Source organism: Mucilaginibacter sp. P4_D1, from assembly GCF_056401935.1.
This window is the reverse complement of record NZ_JBFUIJ010000005.1, coordinates 53,201-71,317: the sequence shown is the minus strand read 5'-3', so window position 1 is coordinate 71,317 and position 18,117 is coordinate 53,201. Positions and strand designations below refer to the sequence as shown.

At 43.1% G+C, this 18,117-nt stretch carries 19 protein-coding genes; 13 read left to right on the top strand and 6 right to left on the bottom strand.

Going from position 1 to position 18,117, the window contains the following annotated elements:
- The first annotated feature begins 76 nt into the window (after positions 1-76).
- Entirely contained in the window at positions 77-814 is a 738-nt protein-coding gene (locus AC1DV1_RS07045; RefSeq protein ID WP_477356962.1) for a DUF5020 family protein, read from the top strand.
- 76 nt (positions 815-890) lie between these two features.
- On the opposite strand, the gene AC1DV1_RS07040 is transcribed toward AC1DV1_RS07045, so the two are convergent.
- Both AC1DV1_RS07040 and AC1DV1_RS07035 read right to left on the bottom strand, forming a co-directional pair.
- Positions 891-1,109, bottom strand: a complete 219-nt coding sequence (locus tag AC1DV1_RS07040) for a hypothetical protein (protein WP_090649425.1) — start codon at positions 1,107-1,109, stop codon at positions 891-893.
- A 250-nt stretch (positions 1,110-1,359) separates the two neighbouring features.
- The gene (locus AC1DV1_RS07035; RefSeq protein WP_477356960.1) at positions 1,360-2,517 is read right to left on the bottom strand and encodes a M28 family metallopeptidase; all 1,158 of its coding nucleotides are present in this window, start codon (positions 2,515-2,517) and stop codon (positions 1,360-1,362) included.
- Between the two features lie 297 nt (positions 2,518-2,814).
- Between AC1DV1_RS07035 and AC1DV1_RS07030 the strand changes: the two genes are divergently transcribed.
- Positions 2,815-3,729, top strand: coding sequence for a hypothetical protein (locus tag AC1DV1_RS07030; RefSeq protein ID WP_477356958.1), 915 nt, complete (start codon positions 2,815-2,817; stop codon positions 3,727-3,729).
- A 25-nt stretch (positions 3,730-3,754) separates the two neighbouring features.
- The gene (locus tag AC1DV1_RS07025; RefSeq protein ID WP_477356956.1) at positions 3,755-4,231 is read left to right on the top strand and encodes a hypothetical protein; all 477 of its coding nucleotides are present in this window, start codon (positions 3,755-3,757) and stop codon (positions 4,229-4,231) included.
- Between the two features lies 1 nt (position 4,232).
- Here AC1DV1_RS07025 and AC1DV1_RS07020 read toward each other — a convergent pair whose 3' ends face one another.
- Entirely contained in the window at positions 4,233-5,174 is a 942-nt protein-coding gene (locus tag AC1DV1_RS07020; protein WP_477356954.1) for a hydroxypyruvate isomerase family protein, read from the bottom strand.
- 219 nt (positions 5,175-5,393) lie between these two features.
- On the opposite strand from AC1DV1_RS07020, the gene AC1DV1_RS07015 reads away from it, so the two are divergent.
- The 4 genes from AC1DV1_RS07015 (at position 5,394) to AC1DV1_RS07000 (ending at position 8,937) form a co-directional block, all read left to right on the top strand.
- Positions 5,394-5,759 (top strand): BlaI/MecI/CopY family transcriptional regulator, encoded by a 366-nt coding sequence (locus AC1DV1_RS07015; RefSeq protein WP_477356952.1) that lies wholly within the window; start codon positions 5,394-5,396, stop codon positions 5,757-5,759.
- Positions 5,759-7,414, top strand: a complete 1,656-nt coding sequence (locus AC1DV1_RS07010; RefSeq protein WP_477356950.1) for a M56 family metallopeptidase — start codon at positions 5,759-5,761, stop codon at positions 7,412-7,414. The genes AC1DV1_RS07015 and AC1DV1_RS07010 overlap by 1 nt, the downstream gene beginning before the upstream one ends.
- Positions 7,415-7,793: 379 nt before the next feature.
- Complete coding sequence (locus tag AC1DV1_RS07005) at positions 7,794-8,396, top strand: GIN domain-containing protein (protein ID WP_477356948.1); 603 nt, start codon at positions 7,794-7,796, stop codon at positions 8,394-8,396.
- Positions 8,397-8,589: 193 nt separating this feature from the next.
- Positions 8,590-8,937 carry a DUF6717 family protein gene (locus AC1DV1_RS07000; protein ID WP_477356946.1) on the top strand — a complete coding sequence of 116 codons (348 nt, stop codon included), beginning with the start codon at positions 8,590-8,592 and terminating at the stop codon, positions 8,935-8,937.
- 83 nt (positions 8,938-9,020) lie between these two features.
- Here AC1DV1_RS07000 and AC1DV1_RS06995 read toward each other — a convergent pair whose 3' ends face one another.
- Positions 9,021-9,788 (bottom strand): DUF4382 domain-containing protein, encoded by a 768-nt coding sequence (locus AC1DV1_RS06995; RefSeq protein ID WP_477356944.1) that lies wholly within the window; start codon positions 9,786-9,788, stop codon positions 9,021-9,023.
- 475 nt (positions 9,789-10,263) lie between these two features.
- Here AC1DV1_RS06995 and AC1DV1_RS06990 point away from each other — a divergent pair, with 475 nt between their 5' ends.
- Positions 10,264-10,707 (top strand): KTSC domain-containing protein, encoded by a 444-nt coding sequence (locus AC1DV1_RS06990; protein WP_147052465.1) that lies wholly within the window; start codon positions 10,264-10,266, stop codon positions 10,705-10,707.
- Positions 10,708-10,846: 139 nt separating this feature from the next.
- On the opposite strand, the gene AC1DV1_RS06985 is transcribed toward AC1DV1_RS06990, so the two are convergent.
- Together AC1DV1_RS06985 and AC1DV1_RS06980 are read right to left on the bottom strand one after the other, a co-directional pair.
- On the bottom strand, positions 10,847-11,434 hold the full coding sequence (locus AC1DV1_RS06985) for a nucleotidyltransferase family protein (protein WP_477356942.1): 588 nt from the start codon (positions 11,432-11,434) through the stop codon (positions 10,847-10,849).
- An 18-nt stretch (positions 11,435-11,452) separates the two neighbouring features.
- Entirely contained in the window at positions 11,453-12,604 is a 1,152-nt protein-coding gene (locus AC1DV1_RS06980) for an XdhC family protein (RefSeq protein ID WP_477356940.1), read from the bottom strand.
- A 190-nt stretch (positions 12,605-12,794) separates the two neighbouring features.
- Here AC1DV1_RS06980 and moaA point away from each other — a divergent pair, with 190 nt between their 5' ends.
- The 5 genes from moaA to AC1DV1_RS06955 all read left to right on the top strand — a co-directional run bounded on the left by moaA (position 12,795) and on the right by AC1DV1_RS06955 (position 18,030).
- Positions 12,795-13,784, top strand: a complete 990-nt coding sequence (gene moaA, locus AC1DV1_RS06975) for a GTP 3',8-cyclase MoaA (RefSeq protein WP_477356938.1) — start codon at positions 12,795-12,797, stop codon at positions 13,782-13,784.
- A gap of 229 nt (positions 13,785-14,013) precedes the next feature.
- Entirely contained in the window at positions 14,014-15,210 is a 1,197-nt protein-coding gene (locus tag AC1DV1_RS06970; RefSeq protein WP_477356936.1) for a molybdopterin molybdotransferase MoeA, read from the top strand.
- A 117-nt stretch (positions 15,211-15,327) separates the two neighbouring features.
- A complete protein-coding gene (gene moaC / locus AC1DV1_RS06965; RefSeq protein ID WP_477356934.1) occupies positions 15,328-15,798 on the top strand; it encodes a cyclic pyranopterin monophosphate synthase MoaC in 471 nt (156 codons plus the stop codon).
- On the top strand, positions 15,779-16,969 hold the full coding sequence (locus tag AC1DV1_RS06960; RefSeq protein ID WP_477356932.1) for an NTP transferase domain-containing protein: 1,191 nt from the start codon (positions 15,779-15,781) through the stop codon (positions 16,967-16,969). Before moaC ends, AC1DV1_RS06960 begins: the two co-directional genes overlap by 20 nt.
- Positions 16,966-18,030, top strand: coding sequence for a ThiF family adenylyltransferase (locus AC1DV1_RS06955; protein ID WP_477356930.1), 1,065 nt, complete (start codon positions 16,966-16,968; stop codon positions 18,028-18,030). Before AC1DV1_RS06960 ends, AC1DV1_RS06955 begins: the two co-directional genes overlap by 4 nt.
- The last annotated feature ends 87 nt before the right edge of the window (positions 18,031-18,117 follow it).

Below are 18,117 nucleotides of genomic sequence, written 5' to 3'. Positions count from 1 at the left end.
AAAACATCTTTACCAACAGGCCGCAAAAGGTGGTGTTTTTAAAAAGTCAATTTTATCAAATTTAGCACACAGTATCATGAAATTCAGATTGTTGTTCGTTTGTTGTGTTTTTTACAGCGGGGCGTTCGCGCAAATCCTCCAGTTGCATTACGACTTGCGGCACACGGTTGATCCCGACCGCAATCCCAAAAACTTTTGCTCATTGTATTTTGAGTATTTTAAAGCGCAGGATAGTACATCCGCTTTTTTTAAGTCGGGCGCATTTTTTTTAAAGGTACAAACAGATATGCGGGGGCAGCAGGGTAACATAGCTCAGTCGTTTATTCAGGCTTCGCAAAGCTTCAGGTTTTGGAAGCCTAAAATAAACATTGCAGTACAATACAGTGGCGGGCTTGGCGTAACCGAGCCAAAGCAATATAGCTATTACATTAATAATGCATTCTCCGTTGGCCCAACCTATGCCTTTACCTGGAAGGGGGCTTTTTTCAGCAACACCTTAAGTTATACTTATAATGCCATGAAAAAGGCAAGTAACGATTTGATGTATTCCTTTTACTGGGGCAAAGGCTTTTGGAACTACAAGGTTGAATTTGCCGGCGATTTTGAGTTATACACCCTCAGCAAAAATCAGGGCGACGCAGCTACCCAAAATCTAAGGGGTAAACGCCTTTGTTTTTTTGGCGAACCGCAGCTATGGTTCAACTTTAATAAAACTGTGGGCACCGGCACAAGGGCTTTGTTATACTACCATGTAACTACTACCGATAACGTTTTCCAGCTTTACCCAACTGTGGCACTTAGGTTTAAGCTTTAAAAAACACGGGCTGTTAAACTACAAAAGCCCTGGTTTAAGCATAACTCAAACCAGGGCTTTTGCGGTTAATAAAATATTAAGCCCAACCAGTACCTTTTTTAGCGTTACCATTGGCAATATGCTCTTCGGCAGTGGCTTTGCCCATGATAGCAGCCATTTTGTTACCTGCACCATCCGTACCGGTAGCAATGTACCTTCCAGATTTAATGTCGATCACAGGATCAACCATTGGTACATTCTTAGTTTTGGTTTTCACTGAATACGCGGTAATTCCGCTTCCTTTTTCTGTTGCCATGATAAGTTCTTTTTGTTTAATTTAAGTTAACCTCATTAATGCCAAATTGTTTTCGGCTTACTCATAATTGGTTTTACAGTGTAAACATGCATTAAAAAATTTTAATTCAAAATAGTTAGCATAAATAATTTGTTAACACATTTAATGCATTGTTAATAAAAAATAGACTTGGCCGGTTTAATGACGTCTGTTAAGAAACTAAATATATTTAAAAGACAGTTTTAAGTAAACTGAACGTACTATTTCAACATTATGGCTTTGCGTTTTGCATTAACGCACTATTGAATTTAACAATGAGGCTGAAAAGGTCCCGGTACTTGTTTAACGGGAGTGTCGCGCTTATATCAAATACGTCATGGTAGGCTTTTATGCCACCCAGGGTGTAAATAAAAAATGCAGGCACGCCTTTTTCGGTAAATAAATAATGATCGCTATTGGCCGCTTTACCCCGTTTGGTCACTTTAACAAAGTAGTGATTATCGTTATTGATCTGCTCCATGGCGGCAAATTCATTTGGGTAAACGGTGGCGTTTACCACGGTTATTCCATCGATGCCGGTGCCGTTAAGATCAAGGTTTATTAAAAAGCGAACTTTTTTAAGGTCGATCAACGGATTTTCGGTAAAGTATTTTGAGCCAAGTAAACCAGCCTCCTCGCCCGAAAAGGCAATAAAAGCCATGGTATACGGCTGTGGATTGGCGGCATAGTATTTAGCCAGGCTTAGCATCTGGGTAAGTCCGCTGGCATTATCATTGGCCCCGGGGAAGTAAGTATTGCTGCCCATGCCGCCTAAATGATCGTAGTGGGCGGTAATTACGATGATAGAATCGGGCTTAACGGTACCCTTTACCACGCCACAAACATTTGCAGTTTTAAAATCAGGGATGAGTTGGTTTTCTATAGCTACGGTTAATGAAGCTGGTAACTGCTTCAGCGCTTTTTTATCAACCTGTATCACGGTAAAATCAAGCACCTTACCTTCAACAGACCAGGTGAGTTTATCTTCCAGCGATACAATAACCCTGTTTTGCCTGTCCACAAAATGCGTGCTGTCAGTTTGTTCCAGTTTGCCTGTGCCGGTAGCGCCCCGGCTGTCGGGACTTACAATGAACTCCTTGCCGGGCACAAGCTTAACCCCATTGATGGTAACATCCATTTTGCCGGGGAAAATATTAACCGGGTAGCTAAACTCCTGCAGGTAATTTTTGCCCGCCATTGGTTTTACACCATAGCTTTTAAACTGTACCGATATAAATGCTGCGGCCTTGTGCACGCCATCATGGGTATAACCACGCCCCCAAAAGTATGGCGAGGTAAGTGTATCTACCAGGTTACGGGCAAACAGGCTATCTTGCGCAAACGTGGTACCCCAGATGAAAAGGAGTAATAAGGTAAGTTTAAATTTCATTGCCTAAAATTATGTAATTTGTTTAATTTTTGCGGATGTACATCAATTGTCCAGGGAAATCGCATTTAAAAGTTGATCCGGAAGAAAGGTAGCTCCTAAGGAGCAAAAAAGGGGATTGCTCGTTTTTCTACAAACGGGTAGCCTCTACGAGGCAGCTTAAAAGTGTATTACTAAAAAGTTAACCATTTGTAGACGAAGAAGTTTAAACATGATTCACCTGATTAATTGCTCTGATAAAACTAACTTGCCAAAGTTATACAACGCCAACCACCAATGAACTAATGAACCAGTGAACCAATGAACCTAATACGGATAAATTATTACAATATATTAGGCATGCTTGCTGCTGCATGCCTGGCTATTGTTATTCCGTTTGAGTTGGTGCTAATATCTTACGCCACGCTTGGCCCACTGCATTATTTTACCGAAATATCGTGGCTAAATGGCAAACGATATTTTACCCTCAAAAAGTACGACCCTTTGTTTATTGCCGGGGTGGTGGTTATCTCTGTTTTGCTTAAACTGCCATATCCCTACGTTATTTACTACGCGTTTGGCCTGTCGTTCATATTGCTGGTAATTCCGGGAGCAATTATGCGCATTGTTGCTTTTGCGGTAATTATTGCGCTCGGCTATTTTTTACTCACCAATAATATACTGCGCACTATTTTTGGCTTGTATCTGCCTACGCTCATCCATGTTTATGTTTTTACCGGATCTTTTTTGCTGTTGGGGGCATTAAAAAACAAAGATTTTTCGGGCTACCTGGCATTTTTTACCTTTTTAATTTGCCCGGTATTGTTGTGCGTATTATTTACCGGTTTGCACAACGCCCCGGCGCAATGGGCCATGCGTAACTACGGGCATTTTGCAAATTTGAACACCACAACCCTGCGCAGTAAAACCATCGATTTGTACAATAACAAAACCAGTATTATACTCACCCGCTTTATTGCCTTTGCTTACACCTATCACTATATCAACTGGTTTGCCAAAACAAGCGTAATTAACTGGCACCGCATTACCATTACCCGCGCAACAATTATTGGTATTTTGTGGCTGGCATCGGTAGGCCTGTATTTTTACAATTATAACCTGGGGATACGCTGGTTGTATATCCTGAGCCTGGCGCATGTGATATTGGAGTTTCCGCTTAATCAGCGCAGTTTTATGGGGATAGGGCGGGAGTTGGGGACGCGGTTTACGGCGTGATGGTGTATTTAATTCTAAAAGACTTATGAACAGGTTTGCGTTGGGGCTTTTTCTGATAATTTTTGTTTCGATGGCTTGTAGCAGGAAGGCTGTAACGCGCAATCCACATGTTGACACTTTAGTAGTTTATTTTAGTCCGGCGTTTATCGCCTCATCAAAAGTTACTATCCTTAGGTTTTCCGATTCAAGTATTATCGATCTGAAGCTTTTTAGTAACGATAGCGCCCGGAACATTTATGCCAAAAGCATAAAGACTGAAAATAAACAAACCGACTCCTTATGGCGAATTTTAAACGTGTATAAATTTGAGAAGTGGGACAAACCGATGTTAGATGGTATGACCGTGTATGGTAAGTTTAAAAACGGAACTTCGCATGAGTTTTCTTTATGGTCGGGCGGCAGGAATAATGATAAATTGATAAACAGCATTTACGCGCTGCTGGGCAAATCATTCAATGATAAACAAATCGAAAATTATCTAAAACAAATAAAAGAATATTGATCTACATAAAACTATCAGCTTCCCTGTAAGCCTTTATTAACGCCAGTTCGCCTTCTTTTCCTTGCCCGGCGGTGCCGTGTTCCATGCCTAAAACGCCGCGGTAGCCTTTGTTATAAATGTGTTTGAAAATGTTTTTATAGTTTACCTCGCCGGTGCCGGGTTCTTTACGGCCGGGGTTATCGCCAATTTGATAGTAACCTATTTCGTCGTAAACCAAATCAAGGGTAGGGATGATGTTGCCCTGGTTGCGCTGTACGTGGTACATATCATACAATATTTTGCATGATGGGCTGCCTACGGCTTTACAAATGGCGTAAGCCTGGTCGGGAGTGCGCAAAAACAGATCGGGGTTGTCGCTTAGTGGCTCCAGCACCATAATAACGCCGTGGGGTTCTAAAATGGCGGTGCCTTTTTTAATGGCCTCTATCACATTGCCGGTTTGCACGCCAATGGGCAGGTTGCGCACAAAATCGCCCGGTACAACAGTTACCAGTTTGCTGTTAATACGTTTGGCAATCTCAACCGCCTGCTTGCACGATGCAATAAATTTCTCCAGTTGGTCGGCCTTGCCTGATGCCAGCATGTTACTGTCATTACCCAAACCCGGCTGAACAAAAACGCCCATAGCCATGCCGAGTTTGGCCAGGGTGTCGCCAATTTTTTTCTGCTCATCTTCGGTACGGTGGCTCATGCCATTATCCTCAATAGAGCGAAAGCCTTTATCGTAGGCAAATTTTATCTGCTCAACAAAATTATCGCCGGCGTGGTTTTTAAACATCCCATCGTGAATGCCATAATTAAGATTGAAAGGCTTATCGGCTGCGGTGGTTGTTACGCCAGCCGGATCGGCACAGCCGGTAATTGTGGCCGCATTTAATACACCGGTACTTAATAATGATGCACCTGCAAGCATTGAGCTTTGCACAAAGTTTCTGCGTTTCATAGGCCTGGATTGGTTTGAGCAGGCAAGATAGTTTTATTGAAGGCAAAATTCAAAAGTAAAAAATCAAAAATATCTCAGTTTAATACCGTTTATGATTACATAGTAGTATTTGAAATTTATATTACTTTAAATCAGTTGGTTGTGTGTTGTAACTTAAAAATAAGTTATATAACTTAAAATTTAGTTGTATAACTGAAAAATCAGTTATATATTTGATTTATGGAAGAGCTAACAAAAACAGAAGAGCGTGTAATGCAGGTAATATGGCAGTTAAAACGATGCTTTGTTAAGGATATTATTGAGGCGTTGCCGGATGATCCGAAGCCGCCTTATAATACCATATCATCGGTTGTTCGGCTACTGGAGAAGAAGGGCTACCTGGACTATAAAGCCTATGGTAAAACCTACGAATACTTCCCCAAAATAACCAAGGCCGAGTATCGGAAGGCTTTTTTCAGCCGGTTTTTTGCCGGTTACTTTGATAACTCGGCCGAGAGCCTTTTTTCATTTATGGTGAAGGAAGAAAAGCTGAGCCAGGAAGATATCGACAAGTTAAAAGCCATCATCAATAAAAACGAAAAATAATGGAAGCCATCGCCTATTTGCTGCAGGTATCGGCCTGTACCGGCATTTTTTATATGTTTTATTACGCATTTTTGCGCAGGCTTACTTTTTTTACCATCAACAGATGGTACCTGCTGGCAACATTGCTGCTTAGTTTTGTTATACCGGCCATTAAAATACAGGTTGATGAACAGCCACATTATGTAGCTGTAGTACAGCACGTGGTTTACGTGAACGCGCCGGAGGTTATTCAACCAACGCCTGTTAACATTGCTCCTCAAAAAATGGGGACTGTTGCTCCGCCGGTAAATTGGGCGAGCATCATGGGGTGGGCATACGTAGCAGCTGTTGTTTCATTATCGGGTTACTTATTAATAACGCTTATTTTCTTTTTTACCAGGCTTAAAGGCAAGTCTTTGGCTAAAATGGGAAATGTTAAAATTGTAAGCGGTTACAAAAAGCTTGGCAATGGTTCGTTTTTCAACTATATATTTTTAACTGATGAAAATATTAGTTACGAAGAGCTGAAACACGTAATAGGGCACGAGATGCTGCATGTAAAGCTGTATCACTCGGCAGATAGGGTAATAGCGCGGCTGGCACAAATAGCCCTTTGGTTTAATCCCTTTGCATACCTGTTTGCCCGCGCTATTGAAGCCAACCACGAGTTTGAGGTTGATGCAAAAATGGCCAGTACCATTGATAAGCGGATGTACGCCAACCTGCTGCTCCAGTTATCGGTAACGGGACAGGGAATGCTGTACAATGGTTTTAGCAAAGTGCAACTTACCAGCAGGATACAAATGTTGTTTAACAAACCATCAAAAAATATGAAAAAGTTAACTTACGTGCTGATTGTACCTATGGTAACCATCAGCTGCCTGGTGTTTGCAACCAGTTTAAAAACAAGGGTTGAAAAGCATGTTGTAGCGCCTGTTAAGGCGGATACCGCAACTATCTATCGCCAAAAAATAAAATATAGGGTTGGAGAAAGGGAATCCATTGCAAAATTTAAAGCCTATCAGCAAACAGATGACTATAAAAACAAATCGGCACTGGTTAGGGAAATTATAAATAAAGAAATTGCCGTAAAAATAACGGAACTTATAAGAGATAAGAAGACCGGGATGCCACAGGGATATAAGGTAAATTACAACAATATACCGTTGGAAATTAAAACCTTTTACGGCGACGGCAAGGAACTTTATAGCCTGCTTAATGTTGGCGATGAAGTTACTGTGAAGCTGTTTGGCGGCGGTATTGGCCAAGGTATCCCGGTTGTTTTTTTTCCGCAATATATTGTTAAAAACAATGTCAGAATTTTTCAGCCGGTGCAGGCAGAAACCATTCCTGAATATCCTTTTTTATATGAAGTAAACCGGGTTAGGTTCACCGATGGCAAGGTTGCACAAATTGAAAAAGACAGCAATGGAAAATGGAAAACCGCGGTAATTGAAAAAGATAATGGCTATAGGTTTAACCTGGCATTCAAGGCCAACTCTCCTGATTTTGCCGGCATCAAGCAAGGCGACCAGGTACGGCTGCGTTTTGTACACGAGGTAAAAGCAGGAAAAAAAGTATACACCGTAAACGATTGGGTTTCAATATCCGGGAACATTGCAGACTATGGTTTTAAAAACCCGGATATGTTTTACAAATTTTATGAAAAAATGTAAAATGGTTTATAGTGATATTGTTTTTCGGAATCCGGATTGAGCAGCCTTTATTAAGGCTCCTTCATCCTAATGTTTAACCAACAATGGCCGTTCTTTCGCAGGACGGCCATTGTTGGGTTTTTATTACCCATTTGTTGAATTTTTCGTGCCCTTTCCCGGAGGATTTCTATTCGTTGCTTGTCTAATGTGTAGCAACGATTCAGCAAAAGCGAAAATATTTATCCCCCGTTCACCGACTTTAATCCGTTGTTCGCCGATAAAAACATGGCCTATATCTAATTCACCAAAAACAACTGTAACGTTTTAAAAATGGGGGCGTCTTATTGGTGTATTTAAAAATTACAATATACAATTACTTGACAATCAAAATATTAATATCATGAAAACTACATTAATCACCGTTGCTGCTTCTTTACTTTTAGTAGCTGGTTTATCAAACTCAACTTTCGCATCTACAAAAAATACCCAAACTGTTGCCACTGTATTAACTGATGTAAGCAACATTAACAAAATCGAAATCCGCGGTAATGTTGAACTTTACGTATCGGCCGGCGCAACCGACCAGGTGAAGGTTTACAATAAATACTACGCCGAAAGCGCCCTGGTACAAAGCTCAAAAGGTGTATTACGTATTACATCATACAATAACGAAAAATTGGTGGTTTGGGTAACAGCTAATGGTTTGCGGGCCATCAGCGCTTATGATAATGCCGAGGTTAAATCATTCGGTAACCTGTCTGCTATCGAATTGGAAGTTAACCTGCATAACAACGCTACTGCCAATTTGAAACTGGATGTTTTTACCGCTACCGTAAACACAAGCGATAAATCAAAAATTGAATTATCGGGCACTGCCGAAGTATATACTTTGAACCACAATACCCAATCGAGTGTAAACAATAACAAATTTATTGCCCAGGCTTATACCGATAAAGTGACTAACACAGCTGCAAAACATAACGACGACCTGGCAGGCATATAATCCTCCTGGATACTTTTGACAAAAGTCTATCATATAATACTACGGGAAGCTATCATTTTTATATGGTGGCTTTTTTTGTTTTAGTTGGGCAACATAGTGGCCTTTAGGGTCTACCAGGTAAAGAGGCTTTGCAGGGGGGCAAAATAACTATCAGTTTGTTGCTATATCTCCGTTTATGAATTAACTTTACGCCATGCCTGTTACCTATAAATTCATCAAAGAGCCTACCAATCGCTGGTATATTGACCTGCCCGACTGGCAAGGCGTGCACGCAGAATTGGAAATGGTTGAAGGCGCCGACACCATGCTTGATTATGTTAGCCAGGGCGCCCGCGAAGTGGAACTGCAATTAGCCGAAGAGTCTTTTGAAAACGCAACCCCGCTTCAACTTATTGAGGATTACCGCGACCATGTGGGGGGCGGCGTATACCTGCTTGCACAATACAATGGCGAAGAGCTTAACCAGAAGATGTGGCTCTGCGGCGTTACCGAATTTGTGTTTGGTAAACTGCCCGAAGTTATTTATTTCGGGAAGGTTTAAAATACTTAAGACTAATAAATATGTTCAATAAAAAAGCGGCTGCCCTAATAAGAACAGCCGCTTCGTTTTAGCTATACTTAAGTTTACTGGGTAATAGTTACCGTGCCCATGTCTTTAACTGCACCATTTACCACAACCACACCGGTTATGGTTTTAGTGACATAAGGGCTTACGGGTACAAATTGTACATTGTAGGTGCCTGCAGCCAGGCCCGAAAAGTAGAATTTACCGGTAGCATCCGCCACGGTGCCAACAGTATCGGCGCCGGTAATGGCATATACTTTAGGCGATGATGCTGCCGGAGATATTATACCGTTTAGCGCGCCCGAAACAGCCTGTGGTATTGCCCTTATTACAGGTTTAAGTATGTATTTGCCGTTCCCGGTTAATACTATTGATTGGGCTGCGTCAAAATCTAAACGTAGGGTATAGGCAACGCCTGCTGTTAAATTATCATGCACGTTAAGTTTTACGCCCGATGTTTGCCCGCTTGGGGTAGTCAGGTCGTAAGATACGCCACCCACAATTACCCTGTTGCCGGTGCTGTTTAATATCAGCCTTATTTGCTGGATAGTGCCCGCCGGGATATCCTGGGCTGCCAATATGGTATCTTTACCAGCCCTGAACCTCAGGATATCTATAGGGCCGCCATTTACATCAAGCGTATTTTCTCCTTTGTCGGTAACTACAACAACGCTTTTAACATTAAGGATAACGGCATCAAAGGCGCCTGGGGCGTCGGTCATCTTCACTGTAACGTGCGATATGCCGCCTGCACTGTTGCTGCTATCCTTTTTACAGGAAAACAACAATAAGCTGAGTGCAGCGGCAAATAAAAGTAACTTTTTCATAATGTATTATTTTAGTGTAGTAGCGAATATTCAAAACCGGTGCCTTGTTGGGTAATGTGCCGATGAAATGGCATAATGTATCGATGAATTGGTATTTTGGTCGTAAGTAAGGGTTGAATTATACTACCGATGCAAGAGTTCGCCGATTATTGGCCATTTATCTGCACAATTATGCCCGGTGGTCCTTGCTACTGTATGMCTTTGTGATCTGTATAGAAAGTTTACTGCGGCAACCACTAGGTGCAGGTGATCTGTTTTGCCGACAAAAAGGTTTTGTTCGATGGCCTTTTCCAGAAACCGGAAGAACCGGTCTATATAATCTAATTGTTAAGCCCAAATCAAGCTAAAATGATTTCGCAGCCAGGGCTATAAATTGTACTTTAAAAAGTGTACCTTTGCGCCATTATTTTCTTGAAAACAAAGCGCTTAATTATCATGCTTTTAGCTTCAACGACGATAAAATAAAACTATTGCAATGAAAAAAATTGTCGACTACAGAAAGCTTTTAAACGTTACCGAAGCTGCAGAATTACAGGAATTAAAATCAAACTACCGCAACATGATGAAAACCTGGCATCCGGATAAGTTCCAGGACGAGAGCAGGGTTGAAGCGGAAGAAAAAAGTAAAACCATTATTGAAGCCTACCACTTTTTGGTAAGTATAGCGCCCGAAACCCGTGCGCAATCGTTAACCGAATATACGGCCACCACCACGCTGTCAAACATTGCCGATTTTGAATACAAATCGCAGGTGTTGAAAATTTCGTTTTTGGATGGTAATGAATATGAGTATTTTGACGTACCCAAAGCGGTTTATGTAAAGCTGATAAATGCCGATTCGCCGGGCAGGTTTGCGCGCAGGCATATTTATAACGAGTACGTTTACCGCAGCGTAAGCAGGCTGGTAGCTACTGCATAGTTGGTAGGGTTCTGATTTTCAGGTTCGGGGTTCGGGTTGCCAGGTTCGGGTAGGGTGTTGCGGGTTTTAAGATCTTTTTAAAACCCAATTTACTCCTGAACCGGGCGACTCGCACCACAAACCGCGCAACCCGAACCTCTCATCTCTGGTTCAAGCGTTCAAAATCCTCAATGGTGTCAATATCAATGGCGCCAAGGCCAAATGGTACCGACATCACATCATCCGGATAGGTATTGATGATTTTTTTGGCACCTTCGCTGCCGGTCAATTTCATTAATTCGGGAAAATACTTTTTGTCGAACAGAGTGGGTACACCCAGTATGTTCTTATAAGCGCAGGCAATTATACCCGCATCGTTCTCGGCCTTTCTTTCGGTTAACTGGTAAAGCAGCAATGGATCAACAAATGGCTGATCGCAAAGCATTAATATTGCTGTTGTAACCGAAGGCTCCAAGCGTAACAGTTCAGTTATGCCTAAACGAATAGAAGAAGCCATGCCTTCATGCCAGTCGGGGTTGTAGGTAATGTTAATTTGCTGGTCGGATATGTTTGGGCGAATATCGCCTTCATTGGCACCTAATACTACAACGGCGCAATCGCAGCAAGCCGAGGTTAAAGCGGTTTGTATGGCGCGTTGTAACAACGTTTTACCCTGGTAAACCAGGTTTTGCTTTGGCGATCCGAAGCGGCTTGAAGAGCCGGCTGCAAGTATAATTACCCCCGTCATTGGTTTTCTTAAGTTTTGTTAAGGCATAGATTGATGTACAATTTGCTGCAACACATGGTTATGGATAGTAGTTTTATAACGTAATGATGTTCCTGCGCGGCTCTTTAATATCGCCTGCATTTCGGCAACAATAGAGAGTGCAATTTCATCGGCATTTTCAGATCCTATATCCAATCCCGCGGGCCCAAATACGCTTTCCAGTTGTTGCGGGGTGGTTTCTATACCTTCACCGGCAAATTCATCCAGCATTCTTTGTAATCGTTTTTTTGGTCCCAGCACCCCGATGTAGGAGGGGCTGAGCGGCAGCAGTTGCTTTAATACGCAGGCATCGTAATTATAGTTGTGTGTCATCAAAATAATTACAGTACGCTCATCTATTTTTACATATTGTAAAGCGTTCTCCGCTTTTGATATCGTGATTTTTGCAGCAAATGGAAATCGCCCGGGCACAGCATAGTTGGCGCGGCCATCTACCAGGTGAATTATCCAGCCCAGGGCGGCGGCTATTTGTACCAGCGGGATAGCATCATTGCCCGCGCCAAATACCACCAAAGATACCGCAGGCTGCAGCAACTCGATAAAGCAGGTAAATTTATCGCCATACAAATAAGTTTTAGTTACCGAATTGCCGTTAACCAATACGTGTTTGGCATCTTGCAGCAGGGCATCCTTAATAGCATCATCAGGAAATTGGCCGCGTATTTCTTCGTCCTTATTTAACAACAGGCAGGTGCCTGGCTGCGGGGCCTGTTTGTCGTTCATGGTAAACAGGGTGATAAGCACCACAGGCTCGCGTTTGCTTAAAAATTGTTTAAACAACTGTATCGGGTTGTCCGGTCTGTCGGCAAAAATAGGTTCAATCATAATATGGATAATCCCGTTGCAACCCAGCCCAACACCAAACTTGGCGTCGTCATCGTCGGTAGTATCGTAGGTCACCAGCATGGGTTTGTTTTGGGCCATTACCAGGCGGGCTTTGCGCAGGGCATCGCCCTCCAGGCAGCCGCCGCTAATGGCGCCGGTAAGCTGCCCGTCTTCAGTAATAAGCATGCGGGCACCGGCCCTGCGGTACGATGAGCCTTCAACATGTACAACAGTGGCCAGTGCGGTTTGCCTGCCGGCTTTATGCGCGGTATCAAAAGCGGCAATTATATCTTTAAGTTCTTTCACTTTGAAGTTTCAATATTGGGATTGGATAAGTGAATATCGGGGTATAAGTGGATTTAGCCAATTTTAACCGGCAAAAAAATACATTTAAACCACAAAGGTCAAATTTGTAATTTTTACTTTTACATTAACGATCATCAGCCAAAAACATCAAATTTGTTAATTAACTTATAAACGCAGTAAATTTTTTCAATTGTTAACAGATAACCACGGCCGAAATATCAATTACCTGCGCTTAGCAGTTACAGACCGCTGTAACCTGCGCTGTTTTTATTGCATGCCCGAAGATGGCCTTAACTGGCTATCGCGTAAGGAACTGATGAGTTACGAAGAAATGCTGAAAGCCTGCGCCCTGATGGTGAAAATGGGCATCCAGAAGATCAGGATAACCGGCGGAGAGCCATTTGTGCGTAAGGACATTATGCAGCTGCTTACTTCGATATCAGCATTAGATGGCTTGCAGGAGTTAAGCCTCACAACTAATGGTGTGTTAACCGCACCCTATGTGCCCGAACTGAAGAAAATAGGTGTGCGCTCGGTAAACCTGAGCCTGGATACGCTGGACGCCAACCGTTTTTTTACCATCACCCGTCGCGACGAATTTGCTAATGTGATGGCCGCTTTAGAGGCGTTGCTGCATCACGGCATCGAGGTAAAAATAAATGCCGTAGTAATGGATGGCAAAAATACACAGGATATTATCCCACTGGTTGAAATGACCCGGAATTTACCCATAAGCGTAAGGTTTATAGAAGAAATGCCTTTTAATGGCGATGGTCATTTATACACCGGCCTGCAATGGGATTATGTACGGATACTGGATGAGATTAAAACCCAATACCCGCAGATACAGAAAATAGGGGATCCGGCTTACTCCACATCATACAATTACCAGGTACCTGGGCATAGGGGTACGGTTGGCGTAATAGCCGCTTACTCGCGTACGTTTTGTGGCACTTGCAACCGTATCAGGATAACCCCGCAGGGCGAACTGAAAACCTGTTTATACGATGATGGCGGATTAAATATTAAAGACCTGATGCGTGCAGGAACAAGTGAAGATAACCTTAAACTTGTTTTGCTGAATGCCTTTAGCAATCGTGCCGCAGATGGCTGGGAGGCCGAAAAAAAACGTATTGTGCATCCCGGAATCCATGAATCGATGGCTACAATTGGCGGATAGTGAGCTTAAAGCTGAAAGCCCAAAGCAAAAAAATAATCATTGCCGCCAGTTTATTTATATTGAGGTACAAGTAAAGCTTTAGGCTTTCTGCCTTCAGCTTTAAGCTAAAAAAAGCCAAAAGCCAAAAGCGCAAGGCAGAAAGCCAGGATAATGTATAATCAATAATTGTATGGCTAACAAGATTTAAAGCTTTCAGCTTTCAGCCTTTAGCCTTTAGCCTATAATAAAAATGACAACTGTTGAACAAGCCGAAAAGCTGATATTGGCCCAGTTAAGAAATTACGGAAATGAAACCGTTCCCTTTGAACAGGCCCAGGGCAAAGTATTGGCAGAAGATATTAAAGCCGACCGCGATCTGCCTCCCTTTAACCGGGTAACCATGGATGGCATAGCCATCAATTTTAAGGCTATTAAAGGTGGCATCAACACCTTCCGCATAAAGGCAACCCAGGCCGCAGGCGATGAACCCGTGGAGATTGATGAACCGAACGAATGTATCGAGATTATGACTGGGGCGGTGTTGCCGGCATCGGCAGATACCATAATTCGGTACGAGGATGTTGAGATAAAGGATGGGTTGGCCTGCATTGATGCAGAAGGTATTAAGCAAGGACAAAATATTCATGTACGGGGTATAGATAAAAAGCTGGGGGAAGTATTGGCATCGTCCGGGCAGGTAGTTACACCGGCAATTATTGGCGTAGCAGCATCGGTAGGCAAAACTCACTTGCTGGTTAAGGCGATGCCGAAAATGGTAATTATCTCATCGGGTGACGAATTGGTTGATGTGAATGAAACACCATCGCCCTACCAGATCCGTAAATCAAACAGCTACACCGTTAAAGCAGTTTTGCAACAGCATGGTTTGCAGCCGGATGTTTTGCACATTCCTGATGACCCCGAAATAACCAAAACGCAGATACAACACTGCCTGCAAAATTACGATGTATTGCTGCTAAGCGGCGGCATAAGCATGGGCAAGTTTGATTATATCCCGCAGGCGCTTCAGGATTTGCAGGTTACAAAGCTATTTCACAAAGTAGCCCAGCGGCCCGGCAAACCGTTTTGGTTTGGCCAATACCAGGATAAGGCATTGGTTTTCGCGTTTCCCGGTAACCCGGTAGCCACGTTTATGTGCCTGAATAGGTATTTTTTAACCTGGCTAAACGCTACTTTAGGCTTACCCCAACAATTACCCGTTTATGCAGTTTTAGATAAAGATTTTCAGTTTCAGCCGGCTTTGCAATATTATTTGCAGGTAAAGCTGCACAGTAACGCACAAGGGCAGCTCATGGCCTCGCCTGTTGAAGGCAATGGTTCGGGCGATTTTGCTAACTTAGCAGATACCGAAGCATTTTTAGAATTACCCCTGGAAAGGAGTGAATTTAAGCAGGGAGAAGTGTTTAAAGTATGGCGGTTTGTCTGAACCGGAATTTCAGGAATTTATAGAATTTCCTGAATTTAGCTTCAGTACTTTCCCTGCCGCTAAAGCAATTCTTAAATTCTAAAAATTCGTTTAATTCGAGTTCAGATAAATAAAATAATGTTAACCCACATAGATAAACAAGGCAATCCATCCATGGTAGATGTATCTGCAAAGCAGGTTACACACCGCACCGCTACAGCACGCAGCGTTGTGGTTTTGCCAGATGAAGTTTTGCAGCATTTAATTGATGGCGACCTGGTAAGTAAAAAGGGGCCGGTATTTCAAACAGCCATCATAGCCGGTATTATGGCGGCAAAAAAAACGGGCGAGCTGATTCCGCTTTGCCACCCGCTAGGGATGGATAATTGCAGTGTTACCGTACAGGTTAACGAAAAGCAGGAAATTGTAATTGAATGTACGGCCAGCATAACTGCTAAAACGGGCATCGAAATGGAGGCGCTGGTTGGTGCCTCTGTAGCGGCACTTACCGTTTACGATATGTGCAAAGCTATGAGCCATGACATTGTGATAAAAGAAACCAAACTGATAGCAAAAACAGGAGGGAAACGTGATTTTAAACGAGCATAATCAGCCGGAAAAAAAGCACAAAAAGCATGCTAAGCTGGTGCGGCCGGCCATAGGCAACTTTGGCCGTAACGAATGGGCCATTGTTGGCGGGCCATGTACGGTTATCAAACTACTGGCCGACGATGTAATCGCAGCATTATCGTCAACTTATAGATGTGCTTATGCAGATACATCGCACAATGATGATATTACTWTGGTTCCCGGCCGCCTGGCAAGCGGCGCTATATTGGATTATAGCGACCAGGTAAACTACCAGCAATTTAATTTTCAAAACCCGATGATGCCCTATCAGCTTAAACAGCAATTTGCCAATGCCGATTTGGTATTAGTGAATGGTAATCACCAGCAGGCCAAAGCGCAGGTAGTTATTATTGATAACAATAAAAAAGCATCATTATTAAAACGTGCTGAGCAGCTTAATAATGTGCAGTTGTTTTTATTGGCCGATAACAGCGACGATGTTTTTGATTTTATAAAGGAAACCGTACCCTGCTGGCAACAGATCCCAGTTTATAAATTGGGCGAGAGAGACAAGATCATTGCCTTTTTTGAAGCCAACCTGAAACAAAACAGGCCTATACTAAACGGCCTTGTATTGGCAGGAGGCCAAAGCTTGCGAATGGGCGTTGATAAAGGCAACATCAACTGGCATGGAAAGCCGCAGCGGTATTACATGGCCGATATGTTACAGCCATTTTGCAGCCAGGTATTTATATCACACAGGGACGGCCAGCTGGCTAAAGCCGAGGAGCCGTACCCGGTTTTGCAAGATACCTTTACCGGGCTCGGTCCGTACGGGGCCATATTATCTGCCTTTAGGGAAAACCCGGACAGCGCCTGGCTGGTAATAGCTTGTGATTTGCCTTTAATGGACGATGCCACTTTGCGCAATTTGGTAGCCTGGCGTAATAGCTCATCAGTTGCTACCGCTTATCATAGCCCCGTTACCGAATTTCCTGAACCGTTGATAGCCATTTGGGAGCCCAGGAGTTATCCAATACTACTCTCATTCCTGGCGCAAGGATATTCCTGCCCGCGAAAGGTGTTGATTAATACCGATATCACCCTGTTAAATGCACCCAACCCTGAAGCGTTAACTAACGTTAATACGCCCGAAGAAATGGAGATTGTTAAAAGGACGATCCACCAAAAATTAGCTACCAACTTATGACCGATAATGATTTAAGATACACGTGTCAAATAGCCTTGCCAGGTTTCAGCCAAGCCGCTCAGCAGCTTTTACAACAGGCCAAAGTACTGATAGTAGGGGCGGGTGGATTAGGATGCCCTTCGGCGCAATACCTTACCTCTACAGGTGTGGGTACCATAGGTATTGCCGATTTTGATGTAGTATCCATCAGCAACCTGCACCGGCAAATTTTGTACACACCAAACGACGTAGGTATGCAAAAAGCTACTTTGGCCTGCCAGCGTTTGCAATTACAAAACCCCGGTGTAAAACTGGTGCCTTATACAGATAAGATAACATCCGAGAATGTATTGGAAATTGTTGCTCAATATGATATTGTAGTGGATGGTACCGATAATTTCGAGACACGATATTTATTAAATGATGCCTGCGTTATAAGCGGAAAGCCGCTGGTTTACGGCGCTATTTACCAGTTTGAAGGCCAGGTTGCCGTATGGAACATAGCCGTTAAAGACGAGCAGCGTTCGCCTAACTACCGTGATCTGTTCCCGCAGGTTGATGCCACCCAGATTCCTAATTGTACCGAAGGTGGCGTAATACCAACCCTGGCCGGTATAATTGGCTGTATGCAAGCCAATGAAGTGATAAAATACATCACCAAAACCGGCGAACTGCTGGCGGGTAAAGTGCTGATTTTTGATGCACAAAGCATGCAAAGCCGTATCATCAGGATAGGGTCGGTCACCAAAACCAATATCAGGCGGTTGGCAACTACGGTAACTATTCCAACGATATCTGGCGATGAACTGAAAGCACGAATGGAACAAGACCCAACTATTGAGTTAATTGATGTACGGACAGAGCAGGAACGCGATGCCTACGATATAGGAGGCACTCATATCCCGCTGGACGAACTGGAGAGCTACCTGCCTTATTTTGCCAGCACCAATACAAAGGTATTCTATTGTTCCACAGGTAAAAGGAGTGGGGAAGCCGTGAAGCTGGTATTAAAAAAAATCCCCGAGGCTGATGTATGGTCGTTAGACGGGGGGATTGTTGGCTACGCGTCATTAGGTCATTAGCTGCGCGTTATTAAGTCATTGGTGGTGCGTTATCGGTTAAATATGATAAGGTAAAAAAGCGATGATTTTTGAATATTGATTTTTGAA

Coding starts and splice junctions, on each gene's coding strand:
- AC1DV1_RS07045 (WP_477356962.1), top strand. CDS start 77: ATGAAATTCAGATTGTTGTTCGTTTGTTGTGTTTTTTACAGCGGGGCG.
- AC1DV1_RS07040 (WP_090649425.1), bottom strand. CDS start 1,109: ATGGCAACAGAAAAAGGAAGCGGAATTACCGCGTATTCAGTGAAAACC.
- AC1DV1_RS07035 (WP_477356960.1), bottom strand. CDS start 2,517: ATGAAATTTAAACTTACCTTATTACTCCTTTTCATCTGGGGTACCACG.
- AC1DV1_RS07030 (WP_477356958.1), top strand. CDS start 2,815: ATGAACCTAATACGGATAAATTATTACAATATATTAGGCATGCTTGCT.
- AC1DV1_RS07025 (WP_477356956.1), top strand. CDS start 3,755: ATGAACAGGTTTGCGTTGGGGCTTTTTCTGATAATTTTTGTTTCGATG.
- AC1DV1_RS07020 (WP_477356954.1), bottom strand. CDS start 5,174: ATGAAACGCAGAAACTTTGTGCAAAGCTCAATGCTTGCAGGTGCATCA.
- AC1DV1_RS07015 (WP_477356952.1), top strand. CDS start 5,394: ATGGAAGAGCTAACAAAAACAGAAGAGCGTGTAATGCAGGTAATATGG.
- AC1DV1_RS07010 (WP_477356950.1), top strand. CDS start 5,759: ATGGAAGCCATCGCCTATTTGCTGCAGGTATCGGCCTGTACCGGCATT.
- AC1DV1_RS07005 (WP_477356948.1), top strand. CDS start 7,794: ATGAAAACTACATTAATCACCGTTGCTGCTTCTTTACTTTTAGTAGCT.
- AC1DV1_RS07000 (WP_477356946.1), top strand. CDS start 8,590: ATGCCTGTTACCTATAAATTCATCAAAGAGCCTACCAATCGCTGGTAT.
- AC1DV1_RS06995 (WP_477356944.1), bottom strand. CDS start 9,788: ATGAAAAAGTTACTTTTATTTGCCGCTGCACTCAGCTTATTGTTGTTT.
- AC1DV1_RS06990 (WP_147052465.1), top strand. CDS start 10,264: ATGAAAAAAATTGTCGACTACAGAAAGCTTTTAAACGTTACCGAAGCT.
- AC1DV1_RS06985 (WP_477356942.1), bottom strand. CDS start 11,434: ATGACGGGGGTAATTATACTTGCAGCCGGCTCTTCAAGCCGCTTCGGA.
- AC1DV1_RS06970 (WP_477356936.1), top strand. CDS start 14,014: ATGACAACTGTTGAACAAGCCGAAAAGCTGATATTGGCCCAGTTAAGA.
- moaC (WP_477356934.1), top strand. CDS start 15,328: ATGTTAACCCACATAGATAAACAAGGCAATCCATCCATGGTAGATGTA.
- AC1DV1_RS06955 (WP_477356930.1), top strand. CDS start 16,966: ATGACCGATAATGATTTAAGATACACGTGTCAAATAGCCTTGCCAGGT.